General features: G+C 64.9%; 22 protein-coding genes and 1 other RNA gene. 16 read left to right on the top strand and 7 right to left on the bottom strand.

Annotation, left to right across the window (positions count from 1 at the left end):
- Window positions 1-51: 51 nt before the first annotated feature.
- The gene (locus RLQ26_03235; GenBank protein ID MEQ9087735.1) at window positions 52-3,519 is read left to right on the top strand and encodes an AsmA family protein; all 3,468 of its coding nucleotides are present in this window, start codon (window positions 52-54) and stop codon (window positions 3,517-3,519) included.
- Between the two features lie 20 nt (window positions 3,520-3,539).
- Here the strand turns inward: RLQ26_03235 and RLQ26_03230 are convergent, their stop codons facing one another.
- The 5 genes from RLQ26_03230 to ssrA form a co-directional block, all read right to left on the bottom strand.
- Window positions 3,540-3,824: a ribbon-helix-helix domain-containing protein gene (locus RLQ26_03230; protein MEQ9087734.1), complete on the bottom strand. Its 285-nt coding sequence runs from the start codon at window positions 3,822-3,824 to the stop codon at window positions 3,540-3,542.
- 11 nt (window positions 3,825-3,835) lie between these two features.
- Window positions 3,836-5,239 carry a class II fumarate hydratase gene (gene fumC, locus RLQ26_03225; GenBank protein MEQ9087733.1) on the bottom strand — a complete coding sequence of 468 codons (1,404 nt, stop codon included), beginning with the start codon at window positions 5,237-5,239 and terminating at the stop codon, window positions 3,836-3,838.
- Complete coding sequence (locus tag RLQ26_03220; protein MEQ9087732.1) at window positions 5,236-5,619, bottom strand: TfoX/Sxy family protein; 384 nt, start codon at window positions 5,617-5,619, stop codon at window positions 5,236-5,238. The genes fumC and RLQ26_03220 overlap by 4 nt, the downstream gene beginning before the upstream one ends.
- 55 nt (window positions 5,620-5,674) lie before the next feature.
- Window positions 5,675-6,199, bottom strand: a complete 525-nt coding sequence (locus RLQ26_03215; GenBank protein ID MEQ9087731.1) for a ClpXP protease specificity-enhancing factor SspB — start codon at window positions 6,197-6,199, stop codon at window positions 5,675-5,677.
- Between the two features lie 81 nt (window positions 6,200-6,280).
- Window positions 6,281-6,609, bottom strand: a transfer-messenger RNA (tmRNA) gene (gene ssrA / locus RLQ26_03210).
- Between the two features lie 248 nt (window positions 6,610-6,857).
- On the opposite strand from ssrA, the gene thyX reads away from it, so the two are divergent.
- Window positions 6,858-7,796, top strand: a complete 939-nt coding sequence (gene thyX, locus RLQ26_03205; GenBank protein ID MEQ9087730.1) for an FAD-dependent thymidylate synthase — start codon at window positions 6,858-6,860, stop codon at window positions 7,794-7,796.
- A gap of 27 nt (window positions 7,797-7,823) precedes the next feature.
- Window positions 7,824-8,240, top strand: coding sequence for an SRPBCC family protein (locus RLQ26_03200; GenBank protein ID MEQ9087729.1), 417 nt, complete (start codon window positions 7,824-7,826; stop codon window positions 8,238-8,240).
- Window positions 8,241-8,247: 7 nt separating this feature from the next.
- Here the strand turns inward: RLQ26_03200 and RLQ26_03195 are convergent, their stop codons facing one another.
- Window positions 8,248-9,399, bottom strand: coding sequence for an Mrp/NBP35 family ATP-binding protein (locus RLQ26_03195; GenBank protein ID MEQ9087728.1), 1,152 nt, complete (start codon window positions 9,397-9,399; stop codon window positions 8,248-8,250).
- A gap of 261 nt (window positions 9,400-9,660) precedes the next feature.
- Between RLQ26_03195 and hflK the strand changes: the two genes are divergently transcribed.
- The 4 genes from hflK (at window position 9,661) to RLQ26_03175 (ending at window position 13,647) form a co-directional block, all read left to right on the top strand.
- Entirely contained in the window at window positions 9,661-10,839 is a 1,179-nt protein-coding gene (hflK, locus tag RLQ26_03190; GenBank protein ID MEQ9087727.1) for an FtsH protease activity modulator HflK, read from the top strand.
- Window positions 10,836-11,714: a protease modulator HflC gene (gene hflC, locus RLQ26_03185; GenBank protein MEQ9087726.1), complete on the top strand. Its 879-nt coding sequence runs from the start codon at window positions 10,836-10,838 to the stop codon at window positions 11,712-11,714. Before hflK ends, hflC begins: the two co-directional genes overlap by 4 nt.
- Window positions 11,715-11,740: 26 nt before the next feature.
- Window positions 11,741-11,926 (top strand): DUF2065 domain-containing protein, encoded by a 186-nt coding sequence (locus tag RLQ26_03180; protein MEQ9087725.1) that lies wholly within the window; start codon window positions 11,741-11,743, stop codon window positions 11,924-11,926.
- A 155-nt stretch (window positions 11,927-12,081) separates the two neighbouring features.
- Window positions 12,082-13,647, top strand: coding sequence for a DegQ family serine endoprotease (locus RLQ26_03175; GenBank protein MEQ9087724.1), 1,566 nt, complete (start codon window positions 12,082-12,084; stop codon window positions 13,645-13,647).
- Window positions 13,648-13,695: 48 nt separating this feature from the next.
- Here the strand turns inward: RLQ26_03175 and serB are convergent, their stop codons facing one another.
- Window positions 13,696-14,604, bottom strand: coding sequence for a phosphoserine phosphatase SerB (serB, locus tag RLQ26_03170; protein MEQ9087723.1), 909 nt, complete (start codon window positions 14,602-14,604; stop codon window positions 13,696-13,698).
- 78 nt (window positions 14,605-14,682) lie between these two features.
- On the opposite strand from serB, the gene miaA reads away from it, so the two are divergent.
- From miaA to mrdA, 9 genes are all read left to right on the top strand, one after another.
- Window positions 14,683-15,693 (top strand): tRNA (adenosine(37)-N6)-dimethylallyltransferase MiaA, encoded by a 1,011-nt coding sequence (gene miaA / locus RLQ26_03165; protein MEQ9087722.1) that lies wholly within the window; start codon window positions 14,683-14,685, stop codon window positions 15,691-15,693.
- A gap of 192 nt (window positions 15,694-15,885) precedes the next feature.
- Window positions 15,886-17,697, top strand: a complete 1,812-nt coding sequence (locus tag RLQ26_03160) for an acetolactate synthase 3 large subunit (GenBank protein MEQ9087721.1) — start codon at window positions 15,886-15,888, stop codon at window positions 17,695-17,697.
- Window positions 17,698-17,762: 65 nt separating this feature from the next.
- Window positions 17,763-18,305 carry an acetolactate synthase small subunit gene (gene ilvN / locus RLQ26_03155; protein ID MEQ9087720.1) on the top strand — a complete coding sequence of 181 codons (543 nt, stop codon included), beginning with the start codon at window positions 17,763-17,765 and terminating at the stop codon, window positions 18,303-18,305.
- A 98-nt stretch (window positions 18,306-18,403) separates the two neighbouring features.
- Complete coding sequence (gene ilvC / locus RLQ26_03150; protein ID MEQ9087719.1) at window positions 18,404-19,423, top strand: ketol-acid reductoisomerase; 1,020 nt, start codon at window positions 18,404-18,406, stop codon at window positions 19,421-19,423.
- Window positions 19,424-19,953: 530 nt separating this feature from the next.
- Window positions 19,954-21,522 (top strand): 2-isopropylmalate synthase, encoded by a 1,569-nt coding sequence (locus RLQ26_03145; GenBank protein MEQ9087718.1) that lies wholly within the window; start codon window positions 19,954-19,956, stop codon window positions 21,520-21,522.
- 133 nt (window positions 21,523-21,655) lie between these two features.
- Window positions 21,656-22,699 carry a rod shape-determining protein gene (locus tag RLQ26_03140; GenBank protein ID MEQ9087717.1) on the top strand — a complete coding sequence of 348 codons (1,044 nt, stop codon included), beginning with the start codon at window positions 21,656-21,658 and terminating at the stop codon, window positions 22,697-22,699.
- A gap of 63 nt (window positions 22,700-22,762) precedes the next feature.
- On the top strand, window positions 22,763-23,650 hold the full coding sequence (gene mreC / locus RLQ26_03135) for a rod shape-determining protein MreC (protein MEQ9087716.1): 888 nt from the start codon (window positions 22,763-22,765) through the stop codon (window positions 23,648-23,650).
- Entirely contained in the window at window positions 23,643-24,158 is a 516-nt protein-coding gene (gene mreD / locus RLQ26_03130) for a rod shape-determining protein MreD (protein ID MEQ9087715.1), read from the top strand. Before mreC ends, mreD begins: the two co-directional genes overlap by 8 nt.
- 13 nt (window positions 24,159-24,171) lie before the next feature.
- The gene (gene mrdA, locus RLQ26_03125) at window positions 24,172-26,160 is read left to right on the top strand and encodes a penicillin-binding protein 2 (GenBank protein MEQ9087714.1); all 1,989 of its coding nucleotides are present in this window, start codon (window positions 24,172-24,174) and stop codon (window positions 26,158-26,160) included.
- Window position 26,161 lies beyond the last annotated feature (1 nt).

The raw sequence follows: 26,161 nt of genomic DNA, 5'->3' as shown, positions 1-26,161 counted from the left end.
CCGGCAGGCCGGGCTTTCCCAGGCAACCATTCGAGACGGCGAAAGGATCCCATGACTTCCTCAGACAAACCGGCTTCCGCACCCGCACCGCGCCGCCGCCTTCCTCTCCTTCTTGGGGCCATTCTGGCGGCGGTCGTCGCGCTTCTGCTGATCGTGCCGGCGTTTCTTGACTGGAATGAATACAAGCCGCAGATCCGCCAGGCCGTCCTGGACGCGACGGGCCGCGAACTGGTGATCGGCGGCGATATCGGCCTTCGCCTGCTGCCGAGCCCCGCCCTTACCCTGTCCGATGTCCGCCTTTCGAATTTCGAGGACGGGACCACGCCTGACATGGTGCGCGTTTCTGCCTTCGATGTGCGTCTGGCGTTCTGGCCCCTGTTCACGGGCACGGTTGCGGTTTCCTCCATCGTGCTCGAGGACCCTGTGATCGTGCTCGAGAAGCGTGCCGACGGCACTGCGAACTGGGAACTCACCCCGGCCCGGGCAACAGCCCCGGCCGAGGGCGGCGTCGACGGGGTGGCCGCCGACGACGAGGGCGGGACCGATGTGCCGCTAGGTGTATCCGTAAGCCGGGCCCGGATCGAGAACGGGCGCCTCGTCTATATCGATCGGGCCGCCGGCACGCGCACGGAAGTCAGCGACATGGATCTCGATCTCGAGGCCGAATCGCTGAGCGGGCCGTTCGATTTGGAAGCGTCGGCGGCGCTCGACGGGATGCCACTCACCCTGGAAGCCCGCGTCGGCAAGGTGGCGTCCCGCCGTGCCGTGCCGTTCCGGCTGGCGCTTGGCACAGGTGGCGGCGAAGGCGCGCTAACTCTGGCCGGGCAGCTATCGGAGCCGACGCCGGAGGGCAAGCTGTCGGGCTCGCTCACATTGTCGGCCGATCGCCTGGCCGACCTGCGCGCTCTCACGCTGCCGGCGGGCCGCCACGATGTGCCGGGGCTTCTCGCGCACGGGCTTTCGCTCGAAAGCCCGATCGAAGGCACTCTTCGCAACGTCTCGCTGACCGATCTGAAGCTTGCCCTTGGCCCGGCGCGCTTCACGGGGCGCATGGACGCGGCCTTCGCGGACGCGCCCAGACTGGACCTCAGGCTCTTTTCTCCCGGATTCGACGCCGAGCCTCTGATCGGCAAGGCCCCCATCACCGTGCGGGGCCGCGTCGCGCCAGCGGAAGACGCCCCTCCTTCGGGCGCGCGGTCCGACAGGCAAACCGGCCCGGCCGGGGGACAACAGGCAGCACGAGGTGGTTTCGCCGTCCCGACCGGCATGGCGGGGTCGATCGAAGTGACGGTCGACGAGATCGATTACGGCCGCGGCGCCATGCGCGACGCGCGCGCGGTGGCGCAGCTCGCGGATGGTCGGCTCGAAATCGCCGATTTGTCGGTCAGCCTGCCGGGTCAAAGCAGCTTCGCGCTGAATGGCGAAGTACTTCCCCTTGAGGGTGAGCCCGGTTTCAAGGGCGGGCTGGCCTTCGATTCGGCCGATCTGCGTGGTCTCCTGTTCTGGGCCGGCGTTGACCTTGCGGGCTTGCCGCCCGAGGCGTTACGCAAATTCGATTATCGGAGCGATATACAAGCGCGCGCCGCCCGGGTCGAAATTCAGGATATCAAGGTCAGGCTCGACGAGACACGCGCAGTGGGGGCGGTGGTGGCCGCCCTCGGGCCGCGGATCGGGCTGGGCGTCTCCGTGCGCGCGGGCACGGTCGATCTCGACAAGTATCTGGCGGCCCCGGCGGCGGAAAGTAGCGAGAGCGCGTCTCCGACGCCGACGCCGACGCCGACGCCGACGCCCGGTGGCGCAGGCGCGAGCAAACCGGCGCCGGACCCCCTCGCCGCGCTGGCAGTCCTGGGCAACTTCGATCTCAATTTCAGGGGCAGCGTCGAATCGCTCATCTATCGCAAGGCGCCGGCGCAGGATATCGCGCTCGATCTTTCTCTCGTGCAGGGCCGGCTGGATATCCGGAAACTGGCGGTGGCTGATCTTCTCGGCGCACGCGCTGATCTGGCGCTCCGCATTGACGAGTTGACCTCGGCGGCGACGATGGAGGCACGCTACAATGTCACGGTGCCGAAGTTGGAGGCGCTCGCGGGCACGCTCGACCTGCCGGTGCCGGACGTCGCCAGGCGAATGGGGACGGTCAGCCTCGACGGAACGGCGGCGGGCAAGCTCAGCGACATCGCGCTCGACGGCACGGCCGGGGCTGCCGGCGGACAGGTCACCTATCAGGGCCGTATCGCCCAGCTGACCGCGCAGCCCTCGCTGGATTTGTCGCTCGGCGTTTCGCATGCAAATGTTGCACGCCTCATTCGCGTCTTCGACCCGCTCTACGAGCCGGCGGGCGGCAATCTCGGCCCGATCGAACTTTCGGGCCGGCTCAAGGCGGACAGCATTGCGGCCAGCCTCTCCGACCTGACGGGCCGCATCGGGCCGGTCGCGCTGAATGGACAGGTGGAGGCCGAACTTACGGGCGCGCGGCCGGCCGTGATTGCACGGCTGGCCCTGAGCGAGGTGCCGGTCGACATGTTCGTGCCCACGCGCCGTGAGGCGCGATTGGCCACCGACCAGCGCGCGGACGCAAGCGGCGGGGCGGAATTGGCTCAGGCGGCACCGGCGGGGCCGCCCTGGTCGACGGCCCCCATCGACCTGTCGGCGATGGGGCTCGTGGATGCCGATGTCCAAATCAACGCGGCCGAAATCAAATACGGCGCCTTCCGTCTCTCGAAGCCGTCCCTGGTGATGACCCTTAAGGACAGCGTCGCCGATATTTCGCGCCTTGGCGGCGGGCTGTTCGGGGGCGATCTGTCGCTGACCGGTCAGGTGAACGGCCGGGCCACGCCGCGCATCAACACGGCGCTGAATGTACAGAAGGCCGATCTCGGCCAGGCGGTTGACCTCGTGCGTCATCTCGGGCTGGGCGGTGGCCTCCTCGGCCTCGATTTCGGGCTTTCGGCCGAGGGCGGCAGCCAGGCGGCGCTGGTGCAAAGCCTGTCGGGCAATGGGGCGGCGTCGCTGACCAATGGGAGTCTGATCGGGATCGACATCGACGCGATTACGAAGCGGCTTGAAAACCTCGATACGCCCGAAGCCTTTCTCGGCCTCTTCCAGACCGCGCTTTCAGGCGGCACGACACCCTTTCGCGATCTCTCGGGAAATTTCCGGATCAGCAACGGCGTCGTTCAGACACGGGATCTGACGGTCAAAAGCCGGCAGGCGGATCTCAAGCTCGCCGGCAATGTCGATCTGGCCCGGTTTACCATGGACACGGCGCTCGCGATCTCGCTCGCCAACAAGCCCGACGTGCCGCCCTTCGGCCTGCGTCTCGTCGGCCCCCTCACGGCGCCCGAGCGGGTGCTGGACGTGCAGGCGATCCAGGCGCATTACCTGAAAAAAGGTGTCGGCAAGTTCCTGGAGAAAGTCCTGCCGAAAAATGGCGGCGGGGAGCAGGGAAGTCCGGGAAGCGGGGGGACGGGCGCGTTGCCAACCCCCGGGGGGCTGCTGGACAAGCTGCTGCGCAAGTAGGCGGCCGATAGGCGCCGGGTCTATTTTTCCGACGGTTCGCCCTGTTCCGTCCGGGCGAGGGCGTCCTCCAGACTTTTCAGGACGAAAAGCCGGATCGCGCTCGACAGATTGCCCCGACGCGTCCGGTCGATCTCCGTCACGAAAGCGTTCAACGACTGGCCGCGCTCGCGCGCGAGCCGCGCCAGCACGCGCCAGAAGTCGGGTTCGAGGGAAATGCTCGTCGGGTGACCCGAGACAAGAACGGATCGTTTCTTCGGCGCGGTCTCGGGCGCGCTGGTATCCGGCCCGGTTTCGGTATCGGCCACCGGATCCTCCGTCAGCTCCGGGGGCCGGTCATGTTTTCCGGGACGACATATCTGTCGAACTCTTCGGCCGTCAGCAGATCGAGGGCGATGGCCGCCTCCTTGAGCGTCGTTCCCTCCTGATGCGCTTTCTTGGCAACCTTTGCTGCATTGTCGTAACCGATATGCGGATTCAGCGCCGTAACCAGCATCAGTGACTCATGCAGCAGCCGCTCGATCCGTTCGCGGTTGGCACGGATGCCGGTCACGCAATTATCGGTAAAGCTGTCCGAGGCGTCCGCGATCAGGCGGATGGATTGCAGCACGTTGTAGATCATTACCGGCTTGAAGACGTTCAGCTCGAAATGGCCCTGGGCGCCGGCGACCGTGACGGCGGTATGGTTGCCCATGACCTGGGCGCAGACCATGGTCATCGCCTCGGCCTGGGTGGGGTTGACCTTGCCCGGCATGATGCTGGAGCCCGGCTCGTTTTCCGGCAGGGCCAATTCGCCGAGACCGCAGCGCGGCCCCGAGCCCAGGAGCCGGATATCGTTGGCGATCTTGTTGAGGGATACTGCCAGCACGTTAAGGGCGCCCGAGAGCTCGACCATGGAATCATGCGCGGCCAGCGCCTCGAACTTGTTTTCCGCCGTGACGAAAGGCAGATCCGTGATGTCGGCAACCTGTTCGGCGAAAGCGGTGTCGAATCCCTTGCGGCTGTTCAGTCCCGTACCGACGGCCGTACCGCCCTGGGCGAGTTGCATCAACCGGGGAAGCGTCGCGCCGATGCGGTCGATGCCGTTGTTGATCTGCTGGACGTAGCCGGAAAATTCCTGCGCCAGAGTCAAAGGCGTGGCGTCCTGCAGATGGGTGCGGCCGATCTTGATGATTCCGTCGAATTCCGAGACTTTCCGGTCGAGCGCGTCTCGGAGCTTGGTCAGCGCGGGCAGAAGGGCGCCGTGGATCTCGCCAGCGGCCGCGATATGCATCACGGTCGGAAACGTGTCGTTCGAAGATTGCCCCAGATTGCAGTGGTCGTTGGGGTGCACGGGCGTCTTTTTGCCCTTGGGCTGGCCGAGAATTTCAGCCGCGCGGTTGGCGATCACCTCGTTCGCATTCATATTGGATTGTGTGCCGGAGCCGGTCTGCCAGACAACGAGCGGAAAATGGTCCGCCAGCGTCCCGTCGATCACCTCGTCGGCCGCCTGAACCATGGCCTTGCCCAAGGCCGCGTCGAGGTCGCCCAGTGCCATGTTTGTCAGCGCTGCCGCCTTCTTTTGAATTCCGAGCGCGCGCACCACGGGCGCCGGCATTCGTTCGCCGCCGATCCGGAAATTCTGCAGGCTGCGCTGGGTCTGGGCGCCCCAGTAGCAGTCTGCGGGGACTTCGATTTCCCCCATGGAATCGGACTCGATCCGGACGCCCTGACTGGTGCTCATGATGTTTTCCTTCTGGTGGTTATCCGCGGTCTCCGGCGGCCAGCGCCCGGGGCCGCGGCGCGCGATCCCGCTTCATAGGCCCTTCGCGCCCATTCGCAAAACTCCTCGCTATCCTCCATCACCTCCAGCGGCACTTCCCAATATGGCATGGGAAACGGCTTGCCGCGGAGGCTCGGGATGAATTGCTCCGAGCTCGCCCTCTCATAATCGGCGCGATTGGCGTCGTCCACTTTGAAATAAAGCTTGTCGCTTGCCATGAGCGCAAAAATCCGGCCCTCAAAATAGAGGCCTCTGCTGCCAAACATGGATTTGACCGTGACGGGACCGAGCCCCCGGAGCTGGTCCAGGACGAATTCGATAAATTCGGGGCTGATGGCCACGGGCTAGCGGGAGTCCCGCCGGGCAGAGCCGACAAGGCGGCAGGGGCGTGCGGGTTTATTTCTTCCGGAAGGCATCGATCGCCACGACCTTGGCGTCGTCGTCCGCCGCATCGCCATCGACCGGCGGCTCATCCGTAGCCCCGCTATGCCCCGATCGGGCGGACGAGGTTTCGAAGGTGGCGACATCGCCTTCCTGCCCGCTGCCCGGCGCGGTTGCCCCGTGCCGCCGGCCCTCGAACTGGACGCCGAACCGCACGGCCGGATCAGCGAAGCGCAGGAGGGCCGAAAAGGGGACGACGAGGCGCTCGGGTTTCTTGTTGAAAGCGAGGGTGACGGCGAAGCCGTCAGGCTCCACCTGCAGGTCCCAGAACTGGTGTTCCAGGACGACGGTGATTTCCTCGGGATATTTGGCGATCAGGTAATCCGGCAGCTCGACCCCGTCGGCCATGGTCCGGAAGGTCACGTAGAGAGAGCGGCCGGCCGGCAGGCCCTCTTCCGCGGTGGCCTCCAGCGCGGTCTTCACCACGCTGCGAAGCGCATCCTCGACAAGGGTCTCGTACTGGTCGTGATCCAAGGCCATGGCGGGTCTGATAGATACCGCGGGACGGGAGGAGATCCCGCCTTTCCCGATGTCCCCAATCCGGGAAAGACGACAGCCAAGAGTGGAGGGCTTCTGTTGCCCGGTGCCCTCCGGACCGCGCTTACTTAGAGACTAAGCAGCGAGTGCTACCTCATTATCGTTGGCAGCTGTAAAAGGCCCGATAACGGCGGTACCATGCCGGGCAAAAACCATGACTTTCCCTCGCACGTCGATCCTGGTTCGCCCCCATAGCTGGCCGGTGAGCCGGGTGTCCGGAAGAAGTGGCCGGAATGGTGGAGGCGCCGGGTACTGCCCCCGGGTCCGATACGGGTAGTGGTCATGGCGTTTATCGCCATAGTCGGTTGCCCGACACATAAAATATAGGAAACTGCCCCGGCAATTAAAAGGCCGGCGGTAGCGGCCGGCAAAGCCGCACTCCGGGCCGGTTTCCGGGCGGCGCCGGCTCAACCGGCCGCCCGCCAGTGGCGAACCGGGGAGCTCCGGCACGCATCGCGATCGGGCCGAGCAACTTCTGGCCTCGCCCCGAGCAAGCCGCTAGAGTGCCCGGCCCGTCGAACGTTTCCCGGCTCGCCCGAGGACGCGCAACCGGTCCCGAGCCAACGATCCCGATCCGTCATACCCAGATACGTCTCACAACATGTCCCTGACCCCCGAACAGCTTGCCGATATCGAAACCCAGCGCGCGCAGACGGCGCCGACCCGGCGCGCCGTTGCCCCGGCGCTGGAGGAAACGCTCTACCAGGCGGTGCCGATCCTGGATCACGGCTTTGTCCGGGTGATCGACTATATGGGCGACGATGGGGCCATCGTCCAGGCGGCCCGGGTTTCCTACGGCAAGGGCACGCGCAAGGTGAGCGAGGACAAGGCCCTCATCAACTACCTGATGCGCCACCGGCACACGACGCCGTTCGAGATGTGCGAGATCAAATACCACATCAAGCTGCCGATCTTCGTGGCGCGGCAATGGATTCGCCACCGGACCGCCAACGTCAACGAATATTCGGCCCGCTACTCCATCCTGGACAAGGAATTCTACATTCCCGCGCGCGAGCAGCTTGGGGCACAGTCAGCGTCGAACCGGCAGGGACGGGGTGATGTGCTTGAGGGCGCAGAGGCCGATCGGGTGCTGCAAATCCTGAAAGAGGACAGCGAGCAGGCCTATCGCAGTTACAGCGAGATGCTGAACGAGGACGAGGCGGGCAATCCGGTGGACCCGGACAAATCCGGTCTGGCCCGCGAACTGGCGCGCATGAACCTCACGCTCAATTACTATACGCAGTGGTATTGGAAAATCGACCTCCACAACCTGCTGCATTTCTGTGCACTTCGGGCGGACCGGCACGCACAGTATGAAATCCGCGTCTATGCGGACGCCCTGCTGGAGACTGTTCGCCGATGGTGTCCGGCTGCTTACGAGGCGTTTGTCGAATACGGCCTGGGCGGCGCGCGCCTGTCGGCTCGTGCCCTCGAGGTCGTGCGGCAGATGATCGACGGCAAAAACGTTTCGCGCGAGGCGAGCGGGTTGAGCCGGCGTGAATGGACGGAGTTGATGGAACTTCTGGGCCGGGCGCCCTAGACCCGGCCAGCCGAGAGGGAGGATGATATGCCAAAGGTGACACGCAGTTTCGAGTTCGAAGTGCCGGCCAAGGAATTGTGGGAGTTGGTCAGCGGCTTCCACGGCATGCCGAAATGGCACCCGTTGATCCTAAAGAACAAGGTCGAGGATGGCGGGCGTATCCGCCACATGGCACTCAAGGGCGGCGGCGCGGTCAAGGAGCTTCTGACCAGGCTCGATGAAAAGGGTCGTTCGATGACCTATGTCATCACCGAGGGCGACATGCCATTTTCTGGCTACTCGTCATCCTTGTCTGTGGCGCGCAAGGGTCCGCGAAAATCGACGCTGACCTGGGTCGGAAATTACACGCCCGAAAAAGCGCCGAAAGAGGAATGCGCCAAGATCATCGCCATGGTCTACGAGACCGGTGCGGAAGGCATTCGCAAGCACTTCAAGCTGGGCTAGGCGGGGTTCATTCGACCACGATCCTGGGCGCCTGGCGGCCTGGCGCGGCAGCCTGTGCCTGGAGCTTCTCCCAGACGGTGTCGGCCAGATCCAGATAGGGTCTGGCCTGCGGGCTGTCGGGCGCCGTGGCGACAACCGGACGGCCCTCGTCCGACGTCTCGCGGATTTCAATGTGCAATGGCACTTCACCGAGGAAATCCGTGCCCAGGCGCAGCGCCTCCGCCCGTACGCCGCCAGTGCCGAAAATGTCGCTGCGTTCGCCGCAATGCGGGCACAGAAAATAGCTCATGTTCTCGATGATTCCCAGAACGGGAACCTCGACCTTGCGGAACATGTTGAGTCCCTTGCGTGCATCCAGTAAGGCGAGATCCTGCGGCGTCGAGACAATGACCGCGCCCGTCAGCGGCACACGCTGGGCCATGGTCAGTTGGGCGTCCCCGGTACCGGGCGGCAGGTCCACCACCAGCACATCCAACTCGCCCCAGTTGACATCGTGCAGCATCTGTTCGATCGCCGACTGGACCATGGGGCCGCGCCAGATCATGGGCGTCTCCTCATCGACCAGAAACCCGATCGACATGCACTTGACGCCGTAATTTTCCATCGGCTGGATTGTCTTGCCGTCGCTCTCGGGCGTGCCCTTGATCCCGAGAAGCCGGGGCATGGAGGGGCCGTAAATATCGGCGTCCAGAATGCCCACGCTGAGCCCCTTGTTCTTGAGACCCATGGCAAGGTTGGCGGCGGTGGTGGATTTGCCGACCCCGCCCTTGCCGGAGGCCACGGCGACGATGGTCCGGACACCCGGGATATCGGGCCTTTGGGGCTTGCCGCCCCGCGGTCCCGGCGCGGATGCCCGCCCGCCGGTAGCGTCCTGGCCCGCTTTCGCCTGGCCCGCATTCGCGTGGCCGGCTTTCGCGTGAGCAGTCAGCACGGCGGTGACGGACAGGACGCCCGTCAGCCGGCCGACCGTCTCCTCGACCATTTTACGGACCGGCTCCATGCGTTCCGCCTGGGCGGGGTCGATCTCAAGCATGATGTGGACATTGCCGTCCTTGACGATGATGGCGTTCGCCAGCCCGGCCGTGAAAACATCGCCGCCATCGGGGAGCGGCACACGTTTCAATTCTTCCCGGACGAGATCTTCTGTCGGCGCTGCCATGGCTGGTACTTCCCTCGGGTCATTCTTTCCTGGTGCTCGATCTCGCCTCGCCCTGACGCGGGGCGGGAGGCAGAGGATGTTCCGGCCCGTCGGTGGCGGACAGGCCCGTCCCGCGGGCAGGGCAAAACCCCATAAAAAATGACGGTTTTCCTGCCCCGGCGATTGAACCGGCCGATCGTCACCTCTATATACGGGGGAACGAAAAGATATAAGGTGGTGGCGCGAATTTTTACCACCTGCCGCTGCAAAAGGACGTGATGCATGCCGTGGAACGATCAGACGGGAAAGGGCGGCCCATGGGGGTCAGGCGGGAGCTCTGGCGGGGGCTCTGGCGGAGGATCGGGCGGCGGCCGGGGCAACAGCCCCTGGGGATCGGGCGGCGGCCGGGGTCCCGGCGGTGGCGGCCCGCAGCCCCCTGATCTGGACGAGGTCTTCCGCAAGGGCCAGGACTGGCTCAGGAGAGTGTTTCCCGGCGGCAGTTCGCGCGGCATCTGGATTATTCTCATCGCGGCAGTGGCGTTATGGCTGGCTAGCGGATTCTACCGCGTCGAGCCGGACGAGCAGGGCGTCGTGCTGCGCTTCGGCGAATGGACTCGCACGACGCAGCCGGGCCTGAATTACCATATTCCCATGCCGATCGAGCGCGCGCTGACACCCAAGGTGACGCAGGAAAACCAGGTCGCCATCGGTTTCAGGAAGGCGACGGAGGGACGCGGCACCAGCGCCGGCCGGCAGGTGCCGGAAGAGGCGCTGATGCTGACAGGCGACGAGAATATCGTCGATATGAATTTCACCGTCTTCTGGGTTATCCGCGACGCCGGCGCCTTCCTTTTCAACGTTCGCAGCCCCGAAGAAGCGGTCAGGAACGTCTCGGAAAGCGCCATGCGGTTCGTTGTCGGCCAGTCGCCGAGCCAGTCGGTCACGTCCGAGAACCGTGCCCAGATCGAACTCGACACGCGCACCTACCTGCAAAACGTTCTTGATTTTTACGAGGCGGGCATCGAGGTCACCGGTCTGCAGCTCGAGCGGGTGGATCCGCCGGCGCCCGTCATCGATGCCTTCCGCGACGTGCAGCGCGCGAAAGCCGATCAGGAAAGAATGCGCAACGAGGCAGAAGCCTACCGGAACGAAATCATTCCCCAGGCGCGCGGCCAGGCCGAGCAATTGACCCAGGAGGCCGAGGCCTACAAGCAGGAGGTCGTCGCCCGGGCCGAGGGTGATGCCGGCCGCTTCCTGTCGGTCTACAAGGCCTATCAGGCCGACAAGGATGTCACGGTGGAGCGGATCTATATCGAGACACTCGAGGATGTCCTGAGCAAGGCAAAGAAGATCCTGATAGATTCCGAAGGGGCGGGCGCGCAGGGCGTGGTGCCGTATCTGCCGCTGCCGGAAATCGACAAGGCGCGGACGAGGCCGGCGAGTGAAGGAGACACGCAATGAGCCGTCGACTGATTTTGATCGCCGTGACGGTTCTGGTGCTGGTGATCGTGGCAACCAGCACACTCTTCACCGTGCGCCAGACCGAACAGGCGATCGTGACCCAGCTTGGCGAGCCCCGGCGCGTCATCCAGGAGCCGGGACTGAAGATGAAGATGCCCTTCATCCAGGACGTCCGGTACTTTGATAGCCGGCTGCTGACCTTTGACGCCGCCTCCGAAGAGATCATCGCGCTCGACCAGAAGCGTCTCGTCATCGACAGTTTCCTCATTTACCAGATTGTCGATCCGCTGCGCTTCTTCCAGACGGTGGCCACGGAAGCGGGCATTCGCGCCCGGCTCAACTCGCTCCTCACCGGCGCGCTGCGCCGGGTGCTGGGCGGATTTACCCTGTCCGACATGCTGTCGGCCGAACGTGAACAGATCATCGAGACGATCCGCGACCAGCTACGGAGTGAAGGTGAGCGGTTCGGTATCCGGGTGGTCGACTTCCGCATCAAGCGGGCCGACCTGCCGCCACAAAACAGCCAGGCCATTTACGCGCGGATGAATGCCGAACGTGAACGCGAGGCGCGCGAATTGCGGGCCCAGGGTGAAGAGCTCGCCCAGCGCATTCGCGCCCGGGCGGAACGCGAGCAGACGATCCTGATCGCCGATGCGCGCCGGACCTCCCAGCTTCTGCGCGGTGAAGGCGATGCCGAGGCCGTGCGGATTTACGCCGACGCTTTCGGGCAGGATAAGGATTTCTTCTCGTTCTACCGGTCTATGGAGGCCTATCGTAAATCCATCGACGAGGACACCACCCTGGTCCTGTCACCGGATAGCGACTTTTTCCGCTATTTCGGCGACGCCGCGGGCAAGCAGAAAGTGAAGAAGTAACGCGGGCGGATTCGGCGCGGGTTCAGGTGTACGATCTGGCAACAGCCTTGGCGCTGGTCCTCGTTGTCGAGGGGCTGGCCTACGCCCTCTTCCCCGAGCTGATGCGCCGGGCCATGGCAAGCCTCCTCGCGCTCGAGCCACGGGTCGTGCGGCAGGCGGGACTGGCCGCGGCCGTCATGGGGGTCGTGATCGTCTGGCTTATCCGCGGCTGAAGCGGCCGGGCGCGCGGGTCACGATGGCGTGAAGGCGGGGCCGCGTGCCATAATCGGGCCATATTGGAGCGCCCTTATTGGCGCCTACCCCGAACGGGGCCTCCACAGGGCACACCCGTGCCCGGCACGGCCGTAAAGTTGGGGAAGACGCGACAATGCCGGACGGTACGGCACCGGACGGTACGAAAAGGCATGTATCGAAGCAGGAGACGATGGTGGCAATAGCGACACCCAGCAAGACAGGAATTCTCACTCTGGCCGCGGTCGTGCGTCCGGCGCACCGGCTGCTTCTTCTGGCGCTCCTGACAGGTTTTGCGCTGGCCCTGACAGGTCCCGTGAATGCCCGGGGCGCCCCCGACAGCTTCGCCGATCTGGCGGAAGAACTCTTGCCGGCGGTGGTCAATATTTCGACCACACAGGTTGTGGAACGGCGCGCCCCCCAGGGCGAAATTCCCTTCCCGCCGGGCTCACCCTATGAGGAATTCTTCCGCGATTTCTTCGAGCGTCAGCGCCCCGAGAACATGCCGGAGCAGCGTGCGACTTCCCTGGGTTCCGGATTCATCATCGATTCCTCGGGCTATGTTGTAACCAACAATCACGTGATCGCCGATGCCGAGGAAATCCGGGTCATTCTGCACGACGATACGAGCCTGGAGGCAACGCTGGTGGGGCGCGATCCCAAGACGGATATCGCGCTCCTGAAGGTGGAGACGGACAAGCCCCTGCCGACCTTGAAATGGGGTGATTCCGACGGCACCCGCGTCGGCGACTGGGTGCTCGCTATCGGGAACCCCTTCGGCCTTGGTGGCACGGTGACCGCCGGCATCGTCTCGGCACGCGCCCGCGACATCAATGCCGGCCCTTATGACGACTTCATTCAGACGGACGCGTCGATCAATCGGGGCAACTCGGGCGGTCCGATGTTCAATCTGAAGGGCGAGGTTATCGGCGTGAACACGGCCATTTTCTCACCCTCGGGCGGCAATATCGGCATCGGCTTTGCGGTGCCGAGCACCCTGGCCAAGCCGGTGGTGGACCAGCTTCGCGAGCACGGGCGTACCCGGCGCGGCTGGCTCGGCGTGCGCATCCAGGGCGTGACCGAGGAAATTGCCGAAAGCCTTGGTCTCGATAGGCCGATCGGTGCCCTCGTCGCCGCCGTCACCCCGGGCGGGCCGGCAGAAAAGGCCGGCGTCCAGGCGGGCGACGTCATCATCGAATTCGAAGATGAAACGGTCGAGGAAATGCGGCGCCTGCCCCGGATGGTCGCGGAGACCGATGTGGGCACCCCGGCCGATGTCACGGTATGGCGAGACGGCAAGAAGGTGGATCTCAAGGTCAAGCTGGGCGAGCTTGAAAAGTTCGAGGAATCGGACCTTGCTGCCGCCGAACAGCCGGCCCCGTCAGGTGCCACCTCCGAAACCGAAGTGTTGGGCCTGGCGCTCACCACGATCTCGCCCGAGGCCCGGGCCCGGTTCCAGCTCAGCGCCGAAACCAAGGGCGTGCTGATCGCCGATGTGGCGGTCAACAGCCCGGCGGCGGAAAAAGGACTGCGGCCCGGCGATGTGATCGTCGAGGTAGGCCAGGAGGAAGTCGCCAGCCCGGCCGATGTTCAGGCCCGGATCCAGGCGGCCAAGGACAACAAGCGAAAATCGGTGCTGTTCCTGATCGAGCGGCGCCGCGATCTCCGCTTCGTGGCGCTCCGGGTGGACGGCGAAAATTAGGACCACCCGGATGGTCTTTTGTGGCAGCGGCAGACGGGGGTGTCGTTTTCATAGGTCTCCGGCGCGGAACTCCTCGCGCCGGTAGCCCTGAAAAAACAGAAGTGTCGTCAGGTCGCCGTGATCTATCGCCGCCGCCGCCGCCGCTCTCAGGGCAGGCTTGCCGCGATAGGCGACACCGAGACCGGCAGCCGCGATCATGCGAAGGTCGTTCGCCCCGTCGCCGACCGCCAGCACGTTCTCCGGCCCGCCGACCTCGGCCGCGAGGCTTTCCAACACGCGGGCCTTCCCAGCCGCGTCCAGCACCGGTTCCCGCACGCGGCCCGTCAGGCACCCGTCCTGTACCTCGATCGTGTTGGCGTGATCGGTATCGAACCCAAGCGCGTCGCGCACACGTGATGTGAAGACGCTGAACCCGCCGGAGACCAGCGCCGTGCGCACGCCCCGGGCCCTGAGAGTGCGAAGCAGGGTTTCTGCCCCTGGCGTGTAGCGAATACCGCGCGCCGCCTCTTCGAGCACGTTGGCCGGCAACCCTCTGAGAAGGCCGACGCGTTCACGAAGCGCGGCCGCGAAATCCACATCGCCGCGCATGGCCCGCGCCGTGATCTCGGAGACCTCTTCGCGCAGCCCGACACTGCCGGCAAGATCATCCAGCAATTCGTTCTCGATGATGGTGGATTCGAGGTCGGCGATGAACACCCGCTTGTGTCGGCCGTTCAGCGCCTGGATAGCGAAATCGACCGTTTGCATCCGGCCCAGATTGCCGAGCGATCGCCGGGCTGCCTCCAGATCCAGTCCCTCAAAGGTGAGATCGAAGGCGCGACCCTCCTCAAGCCAGTCAAGGTTGCCCGGTTCGGCTCCCAGCCCCGCGAGACTGTCGCCGATATGGCGAGGAAGTTCGCGAATGGGCCCGGCGCCACCTTTGCCGGCGACCGCGGTCAGAACGAGGGGGGCGGACATGGACGGCGGGTCTGGCGAGTATCGAAGGCAGAAACGGGGGGGCTGGACATGGCCGGATCATGGGGGCACTCATTTCCGATGGCAAGAAAAGGACGACAGGGCGAGCAGAAAAATTGGGGCGGCGGGTCCAGCCCGGTCCGACCACCCGTCGTCGTGGTGGCGGGGCCGACGGCGTCGGGCAAGACGCGGCTCGCGCTTGAAATCGCCAGGCGCTTCCAGGGTGAAGTGGTGAATGCGGACAGCATGCAGATTTATGACGGGCTTCGCATTCTCACGGCCCGGCCCGAACCTTGTTCGCAAACGGGCGTTCCGCATCACCTTTTCGGCTCTCTCGATCCAGCCCGGCGCGGCTCGGTAGCCGGCTGGCAAAAGGCGGCGCTGGCCGTTCTCGGTGACATTCATGCGCGTGGCCGGCTGCCGGTGGTGACGGGAGGCAGCGGCCTTTACCTGAAGGCTCTTATGGAGGGGCTGGCCGAGATCCCCGAGATCTCCCCGGCTGAGCGCGCCGCCAGTCGTCGGCGGCTGGATGAGATCGGTGCCGAGGCGTTCCACCGCGAACTTCAGACGCGCGACCCTGAAACAGCGGCACGCCTCGCGCCGGGTGACACGCAACGCCTGCTTCGCGCCTATGAGGTCGTGATGGCGACCGGCACGCCGCTCAGTGCCTGGCAGGCGAAGACGCTGCCCGCACCGCCTCATCACTTCGCCGTTGTTGTGCTCGATCCGCCCCGGGCCGAGTTGCACCGGGCCATCGAAGCGCGCTTCGGCGAAATGATGCGGGCAGGCGCAGTCGAGGAGGTGCGGGCACTGCTGGCCCGCGGGCTCGATCCCGAGCTGCCGGCGATGAAGGCACTCGGTGTGCCCGCCCTGGCGGCTTTCCTCCAAGGAGAGCTGTCGCGCCGGGAAGCGGTCTTCCAAGCCATCGTGGCGACCCGGCAATATGCCAAGCGCCAGGCGACCTGGTTCCGCCATCAGCTCGAAGAAGCCCCGTTTCGTGCGGTTCTTCGGGTGGGAGAGAAATATTCGGAAAGTTTAGACGAGAAAATCTTTACTTTTATTCGTCAAAACCTGTTGACCCCTGACAGGTGAGCCAGTAGGTTCCCCCTTCCCAAAGGGGCTTTTTGGCCGAATCCTTGGGCTTAACAGCTTTTTGTGCAGCGCAGTAATCTGGCGCTCGTAACCGGGCGCGGAGACCTCGCGCCCCAACCCCCGTCATCCCGGCCCCCGTCATCCCGGTCCGGCATGTCCTAGTGGGAGACTCGGGGTTTTGGAGTTGTGGCAATGGCGAGCGACACTTCTTCGCCGAAGGCAAGACCGGATGCCGGGCAGGCAGGGGCCGCGCCCAGCCTGTCGGGATCCGAGATCATCCTCAAGGTCCTGCGCGAGGAGGGTGTCGAGGTCGTCTTCGGCTATCCGGGCGGCGCGGTCCTGCCGATCTATGACGCCATCTTCAAGCAGAACGACGTGCGCCATATCCTGGTGCGTCACGAGCAGGCCGCCGTCCACGCGGCCGAAGGCTATGCGCGTTCGACCGGCAAGGTCGGCGTCGTTCTTGTCACCTCGGGCCCGGGCGCGACCAACGCCGTCACGGGGCTGACCGATGCGCTCATGGACTCGATCCCCCTCGTTTGCCTGACCGGACAGGTGCCGACCCATCTCATCGGCAACGACGCGTTTCAGGAAGCCGACACCACCGGGATCACTCGCCCGTGCACCAAGCACAACTATCTCGTCAAGGATGTGACGCGGCTCTCGCGCACACTGCATGAGGCGTTTTATGTCGCGAGGAACGGGCGGCCCGGCCCGGTCGTTGTGGATTTGCCGAAGGATGTTCAGCTTGCAGAGCATCGCGACGATTTTTCGGGCAAGGTCGAGCACAAGAGCTACCGGCCGCGCGTCAAGGGCGATCCCGCGGCGATCCGCCAGGCTGTCGATTTGCTCGCGCGCGCCAAGCGCCCGATCTTTTACGTCGGCGGCGGTGTCATCAATTCGGGCGACGAGGCTTGCCGCGACCTGACAGCACTCGTCCGCGCGACGGGTTATCCATGCACGAATACGCTGATGGGGCTGGGCAGTTTTCCGGCTTCGGATCCGCAATTTCTCGGCATGCTGGGCATGCATGGTACTTATGAAGCCAATCTTGCCATGCACGACTGCGATGTCATGATCGCGGTCGGGGCGCGGTTCGATGACCGGGTGACCGGCAAGCTGAGTGAATTCTCGCCCGATTCCACCAAGATCCACATTGATATCGACCCGTCCTCGATCAACAAGAACGTCCGGGTGGACCTGCCCATTGTTGGCGACGCGGGCCAGATCGTGGCCGAGATGCTGCGCCTGTGGACAGAGGAAAGCCCGAAGCCGGACGCCCGGGCGATCAAGGCATGGTGGGCGCAGATCGATGGATGGCGTGCGCGAAATTGCCTGCGCTACACGCCAGACGACAAGCTGATCAAGCCGCAGTTCGCGCTGGAGCGCCTTCAGGCGGCGATCCGCGACCGCGATTTCTACATCACGACGGAGGTCGGCCAGCACCAGATGTGGGCCGCCCAGTTTCTCCATTTCGAGAAGCCCAAGCGCTGGATGACGTCCGGCGGGCTGGGCACGATGGGCTATGGCTTTCCCGCTGCCCTGGGCGTCCAGGTGGCGCATCCCGAGGCGCTTGTCATCGATGTCGCGGGCGAGGCGTCGTTCCTGATGAACATGCAGGAACTCTCGACCGTTTGTCAGTACAACCTGCCAGTCAAGGCGTTTATCCTGAACAATGAGTACCTTGGCATGGTTCGCCAGTGGCAGGAACTGATGCATGGCGGGCGGTATGCCGAAAGTTATTCGGCCTCCCTGCCGGATTTCGTCAAACTGGCCGAGTCGTTTGGTGCCAAGGGGTTGCGCGCGAGCCGGCCGGACGAGGTGGATGATCTCATTCGCGAGATGATCGAGACGGACGGTCCCGTCATCGCCGATGTCATGGTCGACAAGGAAGAAAACTGTTTTCCGATGATCCCCTCGGGCGCGGCCCATAACAGGATGCTGCTCGGCCCCGGAGACAAGGACGGGGGCGATGAGAGCGGTGACGGGATGGTCCTGGTCTAGGCCGGGGCGCCGTGTAAGAACCATCAGAACAATCAAAGGCCGGCGTGCGAGCCGGAAAAAACAAGATGGCGCAGGAAAAGAATCTTTATGGCGCGCCCCCGAGCGATCAGGGGATCGAGCAGCACACAATCTCCATACTGGTCGATAACGAGCCGGGCGTGCTGGCGCGGGTCATCGGCCTGTTCTCGGGCCGGGGCTACAATATCGAAAGTCTCACCGTGGCGGAGGTGGATCATCGCGAGCACGTCTCGCGGATCACCGTTGTCACCTCGGGCACGCCCATGATCATCGAGCAGATCAAGGCCCAGCTCGACCGCCTTGTGCCAATCCACACGGTTCAGGACCTGACCGAGGAGGGGCCGTTCGTCAATCGCGAGCTGGCGCTGGTCAAGGTGGTGGGCGGCGGCGAAAAGCGGGTCGAATCGCTGCGAATAGCGGATATCTTCCGCGCCCGGGTGGTCGACAGCACCATTGATTCCTTTGTTTTCGAGATTTCGGGCGCGCCCGGCAAGCTGGATGCGTTCATCAATCTGATGGTGCCGCTCGGCATGGTCGATGTCTCGCGGACCGGGGCCGTCGCTATTGCCAGAGGCGGCCCGCCAGAGTAGGACTCCGGCCATCTCGGGACAGTTCCAGGGTCGGGCAGGGGCGCGGCCGCAATATGAATGAAGCCCTGAAACGGGGCCCAGCAGGGGAAGATAGAGCGATGCGCGTGTATTACGACCGCGATGCGGACGTCAATCTGATCAAATCCAAGAAAGTCGCCATCATTGGCTATGGCAGCCAGGGCCATGCCCATGCTGCCAATCTGCGCGACAGCGGCGTCGAGAACGTCGCAATCGGGTTGCGGGCCGGCTCGGGCAGCGTCGCCAAGGCGGAAGGCGCGGGCTTCAAGGTCCTGACCCCGGGTGAGGCGGCGGCCTGGGCCGATGTGGTGATGGTGCTGGTCCCCGACGAATTGCAGGCGGATCTCTACAAGGCGGACCTGGTTCAGAACCTCAGGAAGGGGGCGGCCCTGGCCTTCGCGCACGGCTTCAATATTCATTTTCAGCTTATCGAGGCGCGCGACGATATCGATGTGTTCATGATCGCGCCCAAGGGGCCCGGCCACACCGTACGGGCGGAATACCAGCGCGGCGGCGGCGTTCCCTGCCTGCTGGCGGTTCATCAGGATCCGTCCGGGACGACCCACGAGTTGGCGCTGTCCTATGGCTCGGCGATCGGCGGCGGGCGCGCCGGCATCATCGAGACCACCTTCCGCGAGGAGTGCGAGACGGATCTGTTTGGCGAGCAGGTGGTGCTGTGCGGCGGCCTGACATCGCTCATCCAGGCCGGGTTCGAGACACTGGTGGAGGCCGGCTACGCGCCGGAAATGGCCTATTTCGAGTGCCTGCACGAGGTCAAGCTCATCGTCGACCTCATCTATGAAGGCGGTATCGCGAATATGCGCTATTCCATCTCGAACACGGCCGAATTCGGCGATTACACGCGCGGGCCGCGGGTCATCAACGAGGAATCACGGGTGGAAATGCGCCGTATCCTCAAGGAAATCCAGGAAGGCGCCTTTGCCCGCGAATGGGTAACGGAGAACCTGGCCGGCCAGCCCGGCTTCAAGTCCCACCGCCGGCTTTCGGCCGAGCACCCGATCGAGGAGGTGGGCGGCAAGCTGCGGGCCATGATGCCCTGGCTCAAGGAAAACCGGATGGTCGACCGCTCCAAGAACTGACGCCGGCCGGCTCCTCGGGGCTCGTCCCAAAAAATCGTTGCGGAACAATGGGTTTTGGCGTTACACCTAAACCCGTTAACCAGGCTCGCCCAGGTGTGGCGGCCGTGGGTGCCGGTTGAGGAAATATTTACCATGATCGGCGAGGCTGGTGGGCCGGGGCGCTTGTTTTGGCGGTGCCGCCGGCACATATGTAAGGGGCCCTCGGGTGGGCCCGTAATGCAAGGGGCCCTCGGGTGGGCCCGTAACCCCTTGGGCGAGAGAAACCGGGTACGCATGACCATGGTGGCAGGAAACGGAATTTTCGCGTGGCAGGGCGCGGCCGGGATACCGGTCGACGCAGGGCGCCGCACGTCCGGTTCGACCGTGTGTCGAGGCCTGTCCCCTTCGGTTTCCATTTCGTCCCTTCCTTTGCTTTCGGCGCCGGGTGCGCTGCGACTTACCCGCCCCTGAACGGCCCGGCGAGTCTTTCGCCATGCGTTCAGGGGATCAGGTAGCACAACCCGGACACCGTGAAGCGAGGGACATGAGAAATGACCGAAGCAACTAACAGGATCACCAAAGACCCCGACCACGTCGTGATTTTCGACACGACCCTGCGCGACGGCGAACAATCGCCGGGCGCGTCGATGACCATCGACGAAAAGATCCGGATCGCCACCGTGCTCGAGGAAATGGGCGTCGATGTGATCGAGGCCGGTTTCGCCATTGCCTCCAAGGGCGATTTCGAGTCCGTGCGCGAAGTCGCCCGGCAGATCGACAAATCCGTCGTCTGCAGCCTGGCCCGGGCCGGACGCGAGGATATCGAGCGGGCGGCCGAAGCGCTCGAGCCGGCGCGGCGCAAGCGCATCCATACCTTCATCGCCACCAGCCCGCTCCACATGCAGTACAAGCTGCAGATGCAGCCCGAAGAGGTGCTGGAGCGCATTCACGACAGCGTCAGCCACGCCCGGCGCTTCACCGATGACGTGGAGTGGTCGGCCGAGGACGGCTCCCGGTCCGATCACGATTTTCTCTGCCGCGCGGTCGAGACCGCGATTTCGGCCGGCGCCAGCACGATCAATATTCCCGATACGGTGGGCTATGCCGTGCCCGGGGAATACGCGGCGCTCATCGCCATGCTGATCGATCGGGTCCCCAATTCGGACCAGGCGGTATTCTCGGTTCACTGCCATAACGATCTGGGCCTGGCGGTGGCCAATTCCCTCGCCGCCGTCGGCGCGGGCGCGCGTCAGGTGGAATGCACCATCAACGGCCTGGGCGAGCGGGCCGGCAACGCGGCCATGGAAGAGATCGTCATGGCTCTCAAGACACGGCAAGACGCGATGCCGTACGAGACCTCGATTCGAAGCGAGTTGATCACCCGCGCCTCGCACCTCGTTTCGACGGTGACGGGTTTCGTCGTGCAGCCGAACAAGGCCATCGTCGGGGCCAATGCCTTCGCCCATGAAAGCGGGATCCATCAGGACGGTATGCTGAAACACGCCGGCACCTACGAGATCATGACGCCCGAATCTGTGGGGCTGCTGAAATCCAATATCGTGCTGGGCAAGCATTCCGGGCGCCACGCCTTCAAAAAGAAGCTCGAGGATCTGGGCTACAAGCTGGGCGACAATGCCATCCAGGATGCTTTCCGCCGCTTCAAGACGCTGGCTGACAAGAAAAAGGAAGTGTTCGACGAGGATATCGTGGCGCTTGTGGATGACGAGGTCGTGCGCGCGAACGAGCGGATCCGTGTCGTTTCGCTCCAGATCGCCTGCGGGTCCAAGGGGCCGCAGACGGCCGATCTCGAGCTCGATATTGACGGCGAGCGCCGCATGACCACCGCGACGGGCGACGGGCCGGTGGATGCGACCTTCAAGGCCATTCGCGAGCTGTTCCCGCACGAGGCACGCCTGCGGCTCTACCAGGTGCATGCGGTCACCGAGGGCACCGATGCGCAGGCGGAAGTGACCGTCCGGCTCGAGGAAAACGGAAAATCGGTGGTCGGCCAAGGGGCGGATGTGGATACGCTTGTGGCGTCGGCCCGGGCGTATGTTCATGCGCTCAACAAGCTTCTGGTGAAGCGGGAAAAATCCGCCCCCCGGGCCCTGACGGCCTGAGGTGGCATCGTAGCGGCGAAACGGCCCTTTGCGGGCCGTTTCGTTTGACCGAGTGGTGATGTCACGGGCGGGCAGGGGGTCGCTCGAGAGCAAGCATCATTAACAGCACCCCTAACGGCAAAGGTAGCGTTGAATGTTCTCGAGACTGCTTGGAATGTTATCGGCCGACATGGCAATCGACCTCGGCACAGCGAATACGCTCGTCTATGTCAAGGGACGTGGCATCGTATTGAACGAGCCATCGGTGGTGGCCATAGCCGAAATGAAGGGCAAGCGCCAGATACTCGCCGTGGGGGACGAAGCCAAAATGATGCTGGGTCGCACGCCGGGCAACATCCAGGCGATCCGCCCGCTGCGTGACGGCGTGATCGCCGATTTCGAGGTTGCGGAGGAAATGATCAAGCATTTCATCCGCAAGGTGCACAATCGCCGGAGCTTCGCAAGCCCGCAGGTCATCGTCTGCGTGCCCTCCGGATCGACCGCTGTGGAACGCCGCGCTATCCAGGAATCAGCCGAGGCGGCCGGCGCGCGCCGCGTCTTTCTGATCGAGGAACCCATGGCTGCCGCCATCGGCGCCGGCCTGCCGGTGACCGAGCCGACGGGCTCCATGGTCGTGGATATCGGGGGCGGCACCACGGAGGTGGCGGTCCTGTCGCTGGGTGGCATCGTGTATGCGCGCTCGGTACGGGTCGGCGGCGACAAGATGGACGAAGCCATCATCGCCTATATCCGGCGCCACCATAACCTGCTGGTGGGCGAGGGCAGCGCCGAGCGCATCAAGAAAGAAATCGGGACCGCCATGCCGCCCGCGGGCGACGAGGAAGGCAAGCAGATCCAGATCAAGGGCCGCGACCTGATGAACGGCGTGCCCAAGGAAGTGAACATCAGCCAGCGCCAGATCGCCGAAAGCCTGGCCGAGCCCGTGGGCGCGATCATCGAGGCTGTGAAGGTGGCTCTCGAACACACCGCGCCCGAACTGGCGGCCGATATCGTTGACAAGGGGATCGTCATGACCGGCGGCGGGGCGCTGCTCGGCAATCTCGACAAGGTGCTGCGCCAGGCGACCGGCCTGCCCGTGTCGATCGCCGACGATCCGCTGTCCTGCGTGGCGCTCGGGACAGGGCGGTGCCTCGAGGAGATGGCGACGCTCAAGACCGTTTTGATCAACATGTATTGATCGCTAACAGGGCCCGGGCCCGGTTGGCCGCCCGGTGTCCGATGGCAGAGGGGGTTGAGGCACGTGACGCGCCGCACCGGATATGTCCGCCAGTTGACGAGGCCCATCCGGGCCGTCGTCCAGCGCTCGGCGTTCTATCTGCTGGTGATGCTGTCGCTCATGCTGATCGGCCTGTCCACGGCCGATGACACGTTGACGGGGCGCGTGCGCACGGTGGTCGCCGACGCCGCGGCCCCGTTTCTCACCGCCCTGTCCTGGCCGGCCCGCGCGATCAGCACCGGCGCCACGGAAATCCGCGACCTGGCCCTGATCCGGGCCGAGAATCGCCGCCTCCGGGACGACAATATCCGCCTGCGGCAATGGGAGACGGTCGCCCGCCGGCTCCAGGTCGAGAACCGGTCGCTGCGCACCCTGACCCGCGCCGTGCCGGACGCGCCGGCCACTTACGTCTCGGCCCGAGTGATCGGCGATCCGGGCGGCGCCTTCGTGCACAGCGTTCTGGTCAACTCCGGCCAGCGCAACGGCATCGCGAAAGGCCAGCCCGTAATCACGGACAAGGGGCTGGTCGGCCGCGTCACCCATGCCGGTCAGCGCGCCGCTCGCATCCTGCTCCTGACCGATCTCAATTCGCGTGTGCCGGTGCATATAGAATCGAGCCATGAGCGCGCGATTCTTGCCGGCGACAATTCCCGCGAGCCGGCACTTCTGTACCTTGGTCCCAATGCCGAGGTCGAGGTGGGCGACCGGGTCGTGACCTCGGGCGAGGCGGGGGCGTTCCCGCCGACGCTGCCCGTGGGTGTCGTCTCCGAAATCTCGGGCGACCGCGTGCGCGTGCGGCCCTACCAGAACCTCGACCGGCTGGACTTCGTTCAGATCGTGGACTACGGACTGGGCAGTATCGAGAACACGCTGATGAGCGCCGACAGCGAAAGGAGGGAAGGGCGTGAGTGAGCTGATCTGGCAACGACTCGACATCGCATCGCGCAATCTTCTGCCGATGATGCTGACGCTGCTGCTGGTGGTGCTGTCGATGGTGCCGGTGCCGATCGACGGCTACGGACCGATCGCGCCCATGTTCGCGCTGATGGGCGTCTATTACTGGGCCATTCATCGTCCCGATTTGCTGCCGCTGGTGGCGGTCTTCACCATCGGACTGCTCCAGGACGTGCTGGGGGGTGTCGCGCTCGGCCTGAATTCCCTGATATTCCTGCTGGTCTACTGGATCGTCCTGCATCAGCGCCGCTTTTTCCTCGGCAAGTCCTTCTCGCTGATGTGGTGGGGGTTCGGCCTGCTCGCTTTTGGCGCCAGCCTTTTCACCTGGATCGCCGTGTCACTGCTCGCGATCCAGCCCATGCCGGTTCTGCCGCTTCTCTTCCAGCTGATCCTGACCGTGGCGCTTTTTCCGGGCATTGCCTGGATCCTGATGCAGGCGCAACGGCTGACCCTGAAACGAACCTGACCGGCGGCGCCCGATGATCGATGATGGAAAGCGGGGCAAGCTCTTCACCAGGCGCGCGGCCATCCTCGCCGGCGTCCAGCTCGGCATGTTCGGCGTGCTGGCCGGGCGGATGTATTACCTGCAGGTCATCGAGGCCGATCGCTATGCCGTCCTGTCCGAGCGCAACCGCGTCTCGGTGCGTCTGATCTCGCCGCCGCGCGGGCCCATCGTCGACCGTTTCGGCGTGCCCCTGGCCGAGAACCGTCAGAATTACCGGCTCGTCATCGTGCCGGAACGCGCGCGCGATGTTGACGGCATTCTCGACGCGCTCGGCCGCGTCGTCTCGATCTCGGGCCACGAACGCCGCCGCGTGCTCCGCGACGTGCGCCGCTCGTCACGTTTCACGCCGGTCACGGTGCGCGAGAATCTCACCTGGCAGGAAGTCGCGCAGGTCGAGGTCCACGCGCCCGACCTGCCCGGCGCCATGATCGATATCGGCCGGACCCGCTATTACGCGCAGGCGGAAAAGGCGGTCCATGTCGTGGGATATGTCGCCGCCGTCTCCTCACGCGATATGTCCGACGACCCGTTCCTGCGTCTGCCCGACGCGCGCGTCGGCAAGTCGGGGGTGGAACGCCAGTACGACCTGCCGCTGCGTGGATCGGGCGGCACCAGCCGGGTCGAGGTGAACGCGGTGGGCCGCGTCATCCGCGAATTGGAGCGCGATACCGGGGAGGTCGGCCAGCGCGCCATCCTGACCCTCGATATGGACCTGCAGGAGCGCGCCTTCAAGAGCCTCGCGGGCAGCCACGGGGCGGCCATCGTGATGGACGCGAGCAACGGCGAGGTGCTGGCCATGGTCTCGCGGCCGGCCTTCGATCCCAATCGTCTGATCAAGGGGCTTTCGAGCGAGGAATGGCGCGCGCTCAGCTCGGACCCGACGGCGCCAATGAACAACAAGGCGCTCGGCGGGCAATACGCACCGGGCTCGGCCTTCAAGATGGTGGTCGCGCTGGCGGCGCTCGAGGCGGGTGTCGTGGGCCCCGATTTTTCGGTCGCCTGCACCGGGCATATGGACCTGGGCAACGGCCGTTTCCATTGCTGGAAGGAGCGCGGCCACGGGCCGATGACCATGGAATCGGCCATCCGCGAATCCTGCGACATCTATTTTTACGAAATCGCCCGCCGGCTCGGCGTCGATCGCATCGCCGAGATGGCCCGCCGCTTCGGCTACGGCAGTCCGGCCGGGATCGATCTGCCGGGCGAAAGCCGGGGCATCGTGCCCGACAATGCCTGGAAGATGGGCGTCCTCGGGACCAGGTGGCAGAAAGGCGAAACGCTGATCCTGGGAATCGGGCAGGGCTATATCCTGGCCACGCCCCTGCAGATGGCCCTTGCGACGGCGGCCATGGTCAATGGCGGCTATCTGGTGACGCCCCATGTTCTCAGCCGCGTGCGCGAGACCGAGGAGGAGTGGGCCGGCCCCGGTCAGACCGCCGGCATCGGCATCGGGGAAATCGCGCCTGGCGCGCCCGCCGCCGGCACACGCCTTGTCGCGGCGACCGGCGCGGCGGACCCGGGCCCGGTGCCGGGCGCGCCGGTGGGCGTCTCGCCCGATCACCTGCGCCTTGTGCAGGAAGCGATGGTCAGCGTCGTCAATCACGAGAAGGGAACCGCCTTCGCGTCGCGGATTCGCGACCGGCGGTTTCGCATGGGCGGCAAGACCGGGACCAGCCAGGTACGCCGCATCAGCCGGGCCGAGCGCGAGACGGGTGTGCTGAAGAATGCCGAACTGCCCCGCCAGCAGCGCGACCACGCGGTCTTCGTCGGCTTCGCGCCGACCGATGCGCCGCGCTACGTTGCAACCGTGGTGGTCGAGCATGGCGGCAGCGGCTCGACCGCGGCCGCGCCCATCGCCAAGGACCTTCTGTATCGCGCGCAGCAGCGCCCGATCATCAGCCGCGATCAGGACGCCTCCGGTCCGGCGGATGGCCGGCCGCGCGATCCAAGCCGGATGGGCTAGC

The sequence above is a fragment of the Alphaproteobacteria bacterium genome (assembly GCA_040220875.1).
Classification (GTDB): Bacteria; Pseudomonadota; Alphaproteobacteria; order JAVJVX01; family JAVJVX01; genus JAVJVX01.
This window is presented reverse-complemented; position numbering and strand designations above follow the sequence as displayed.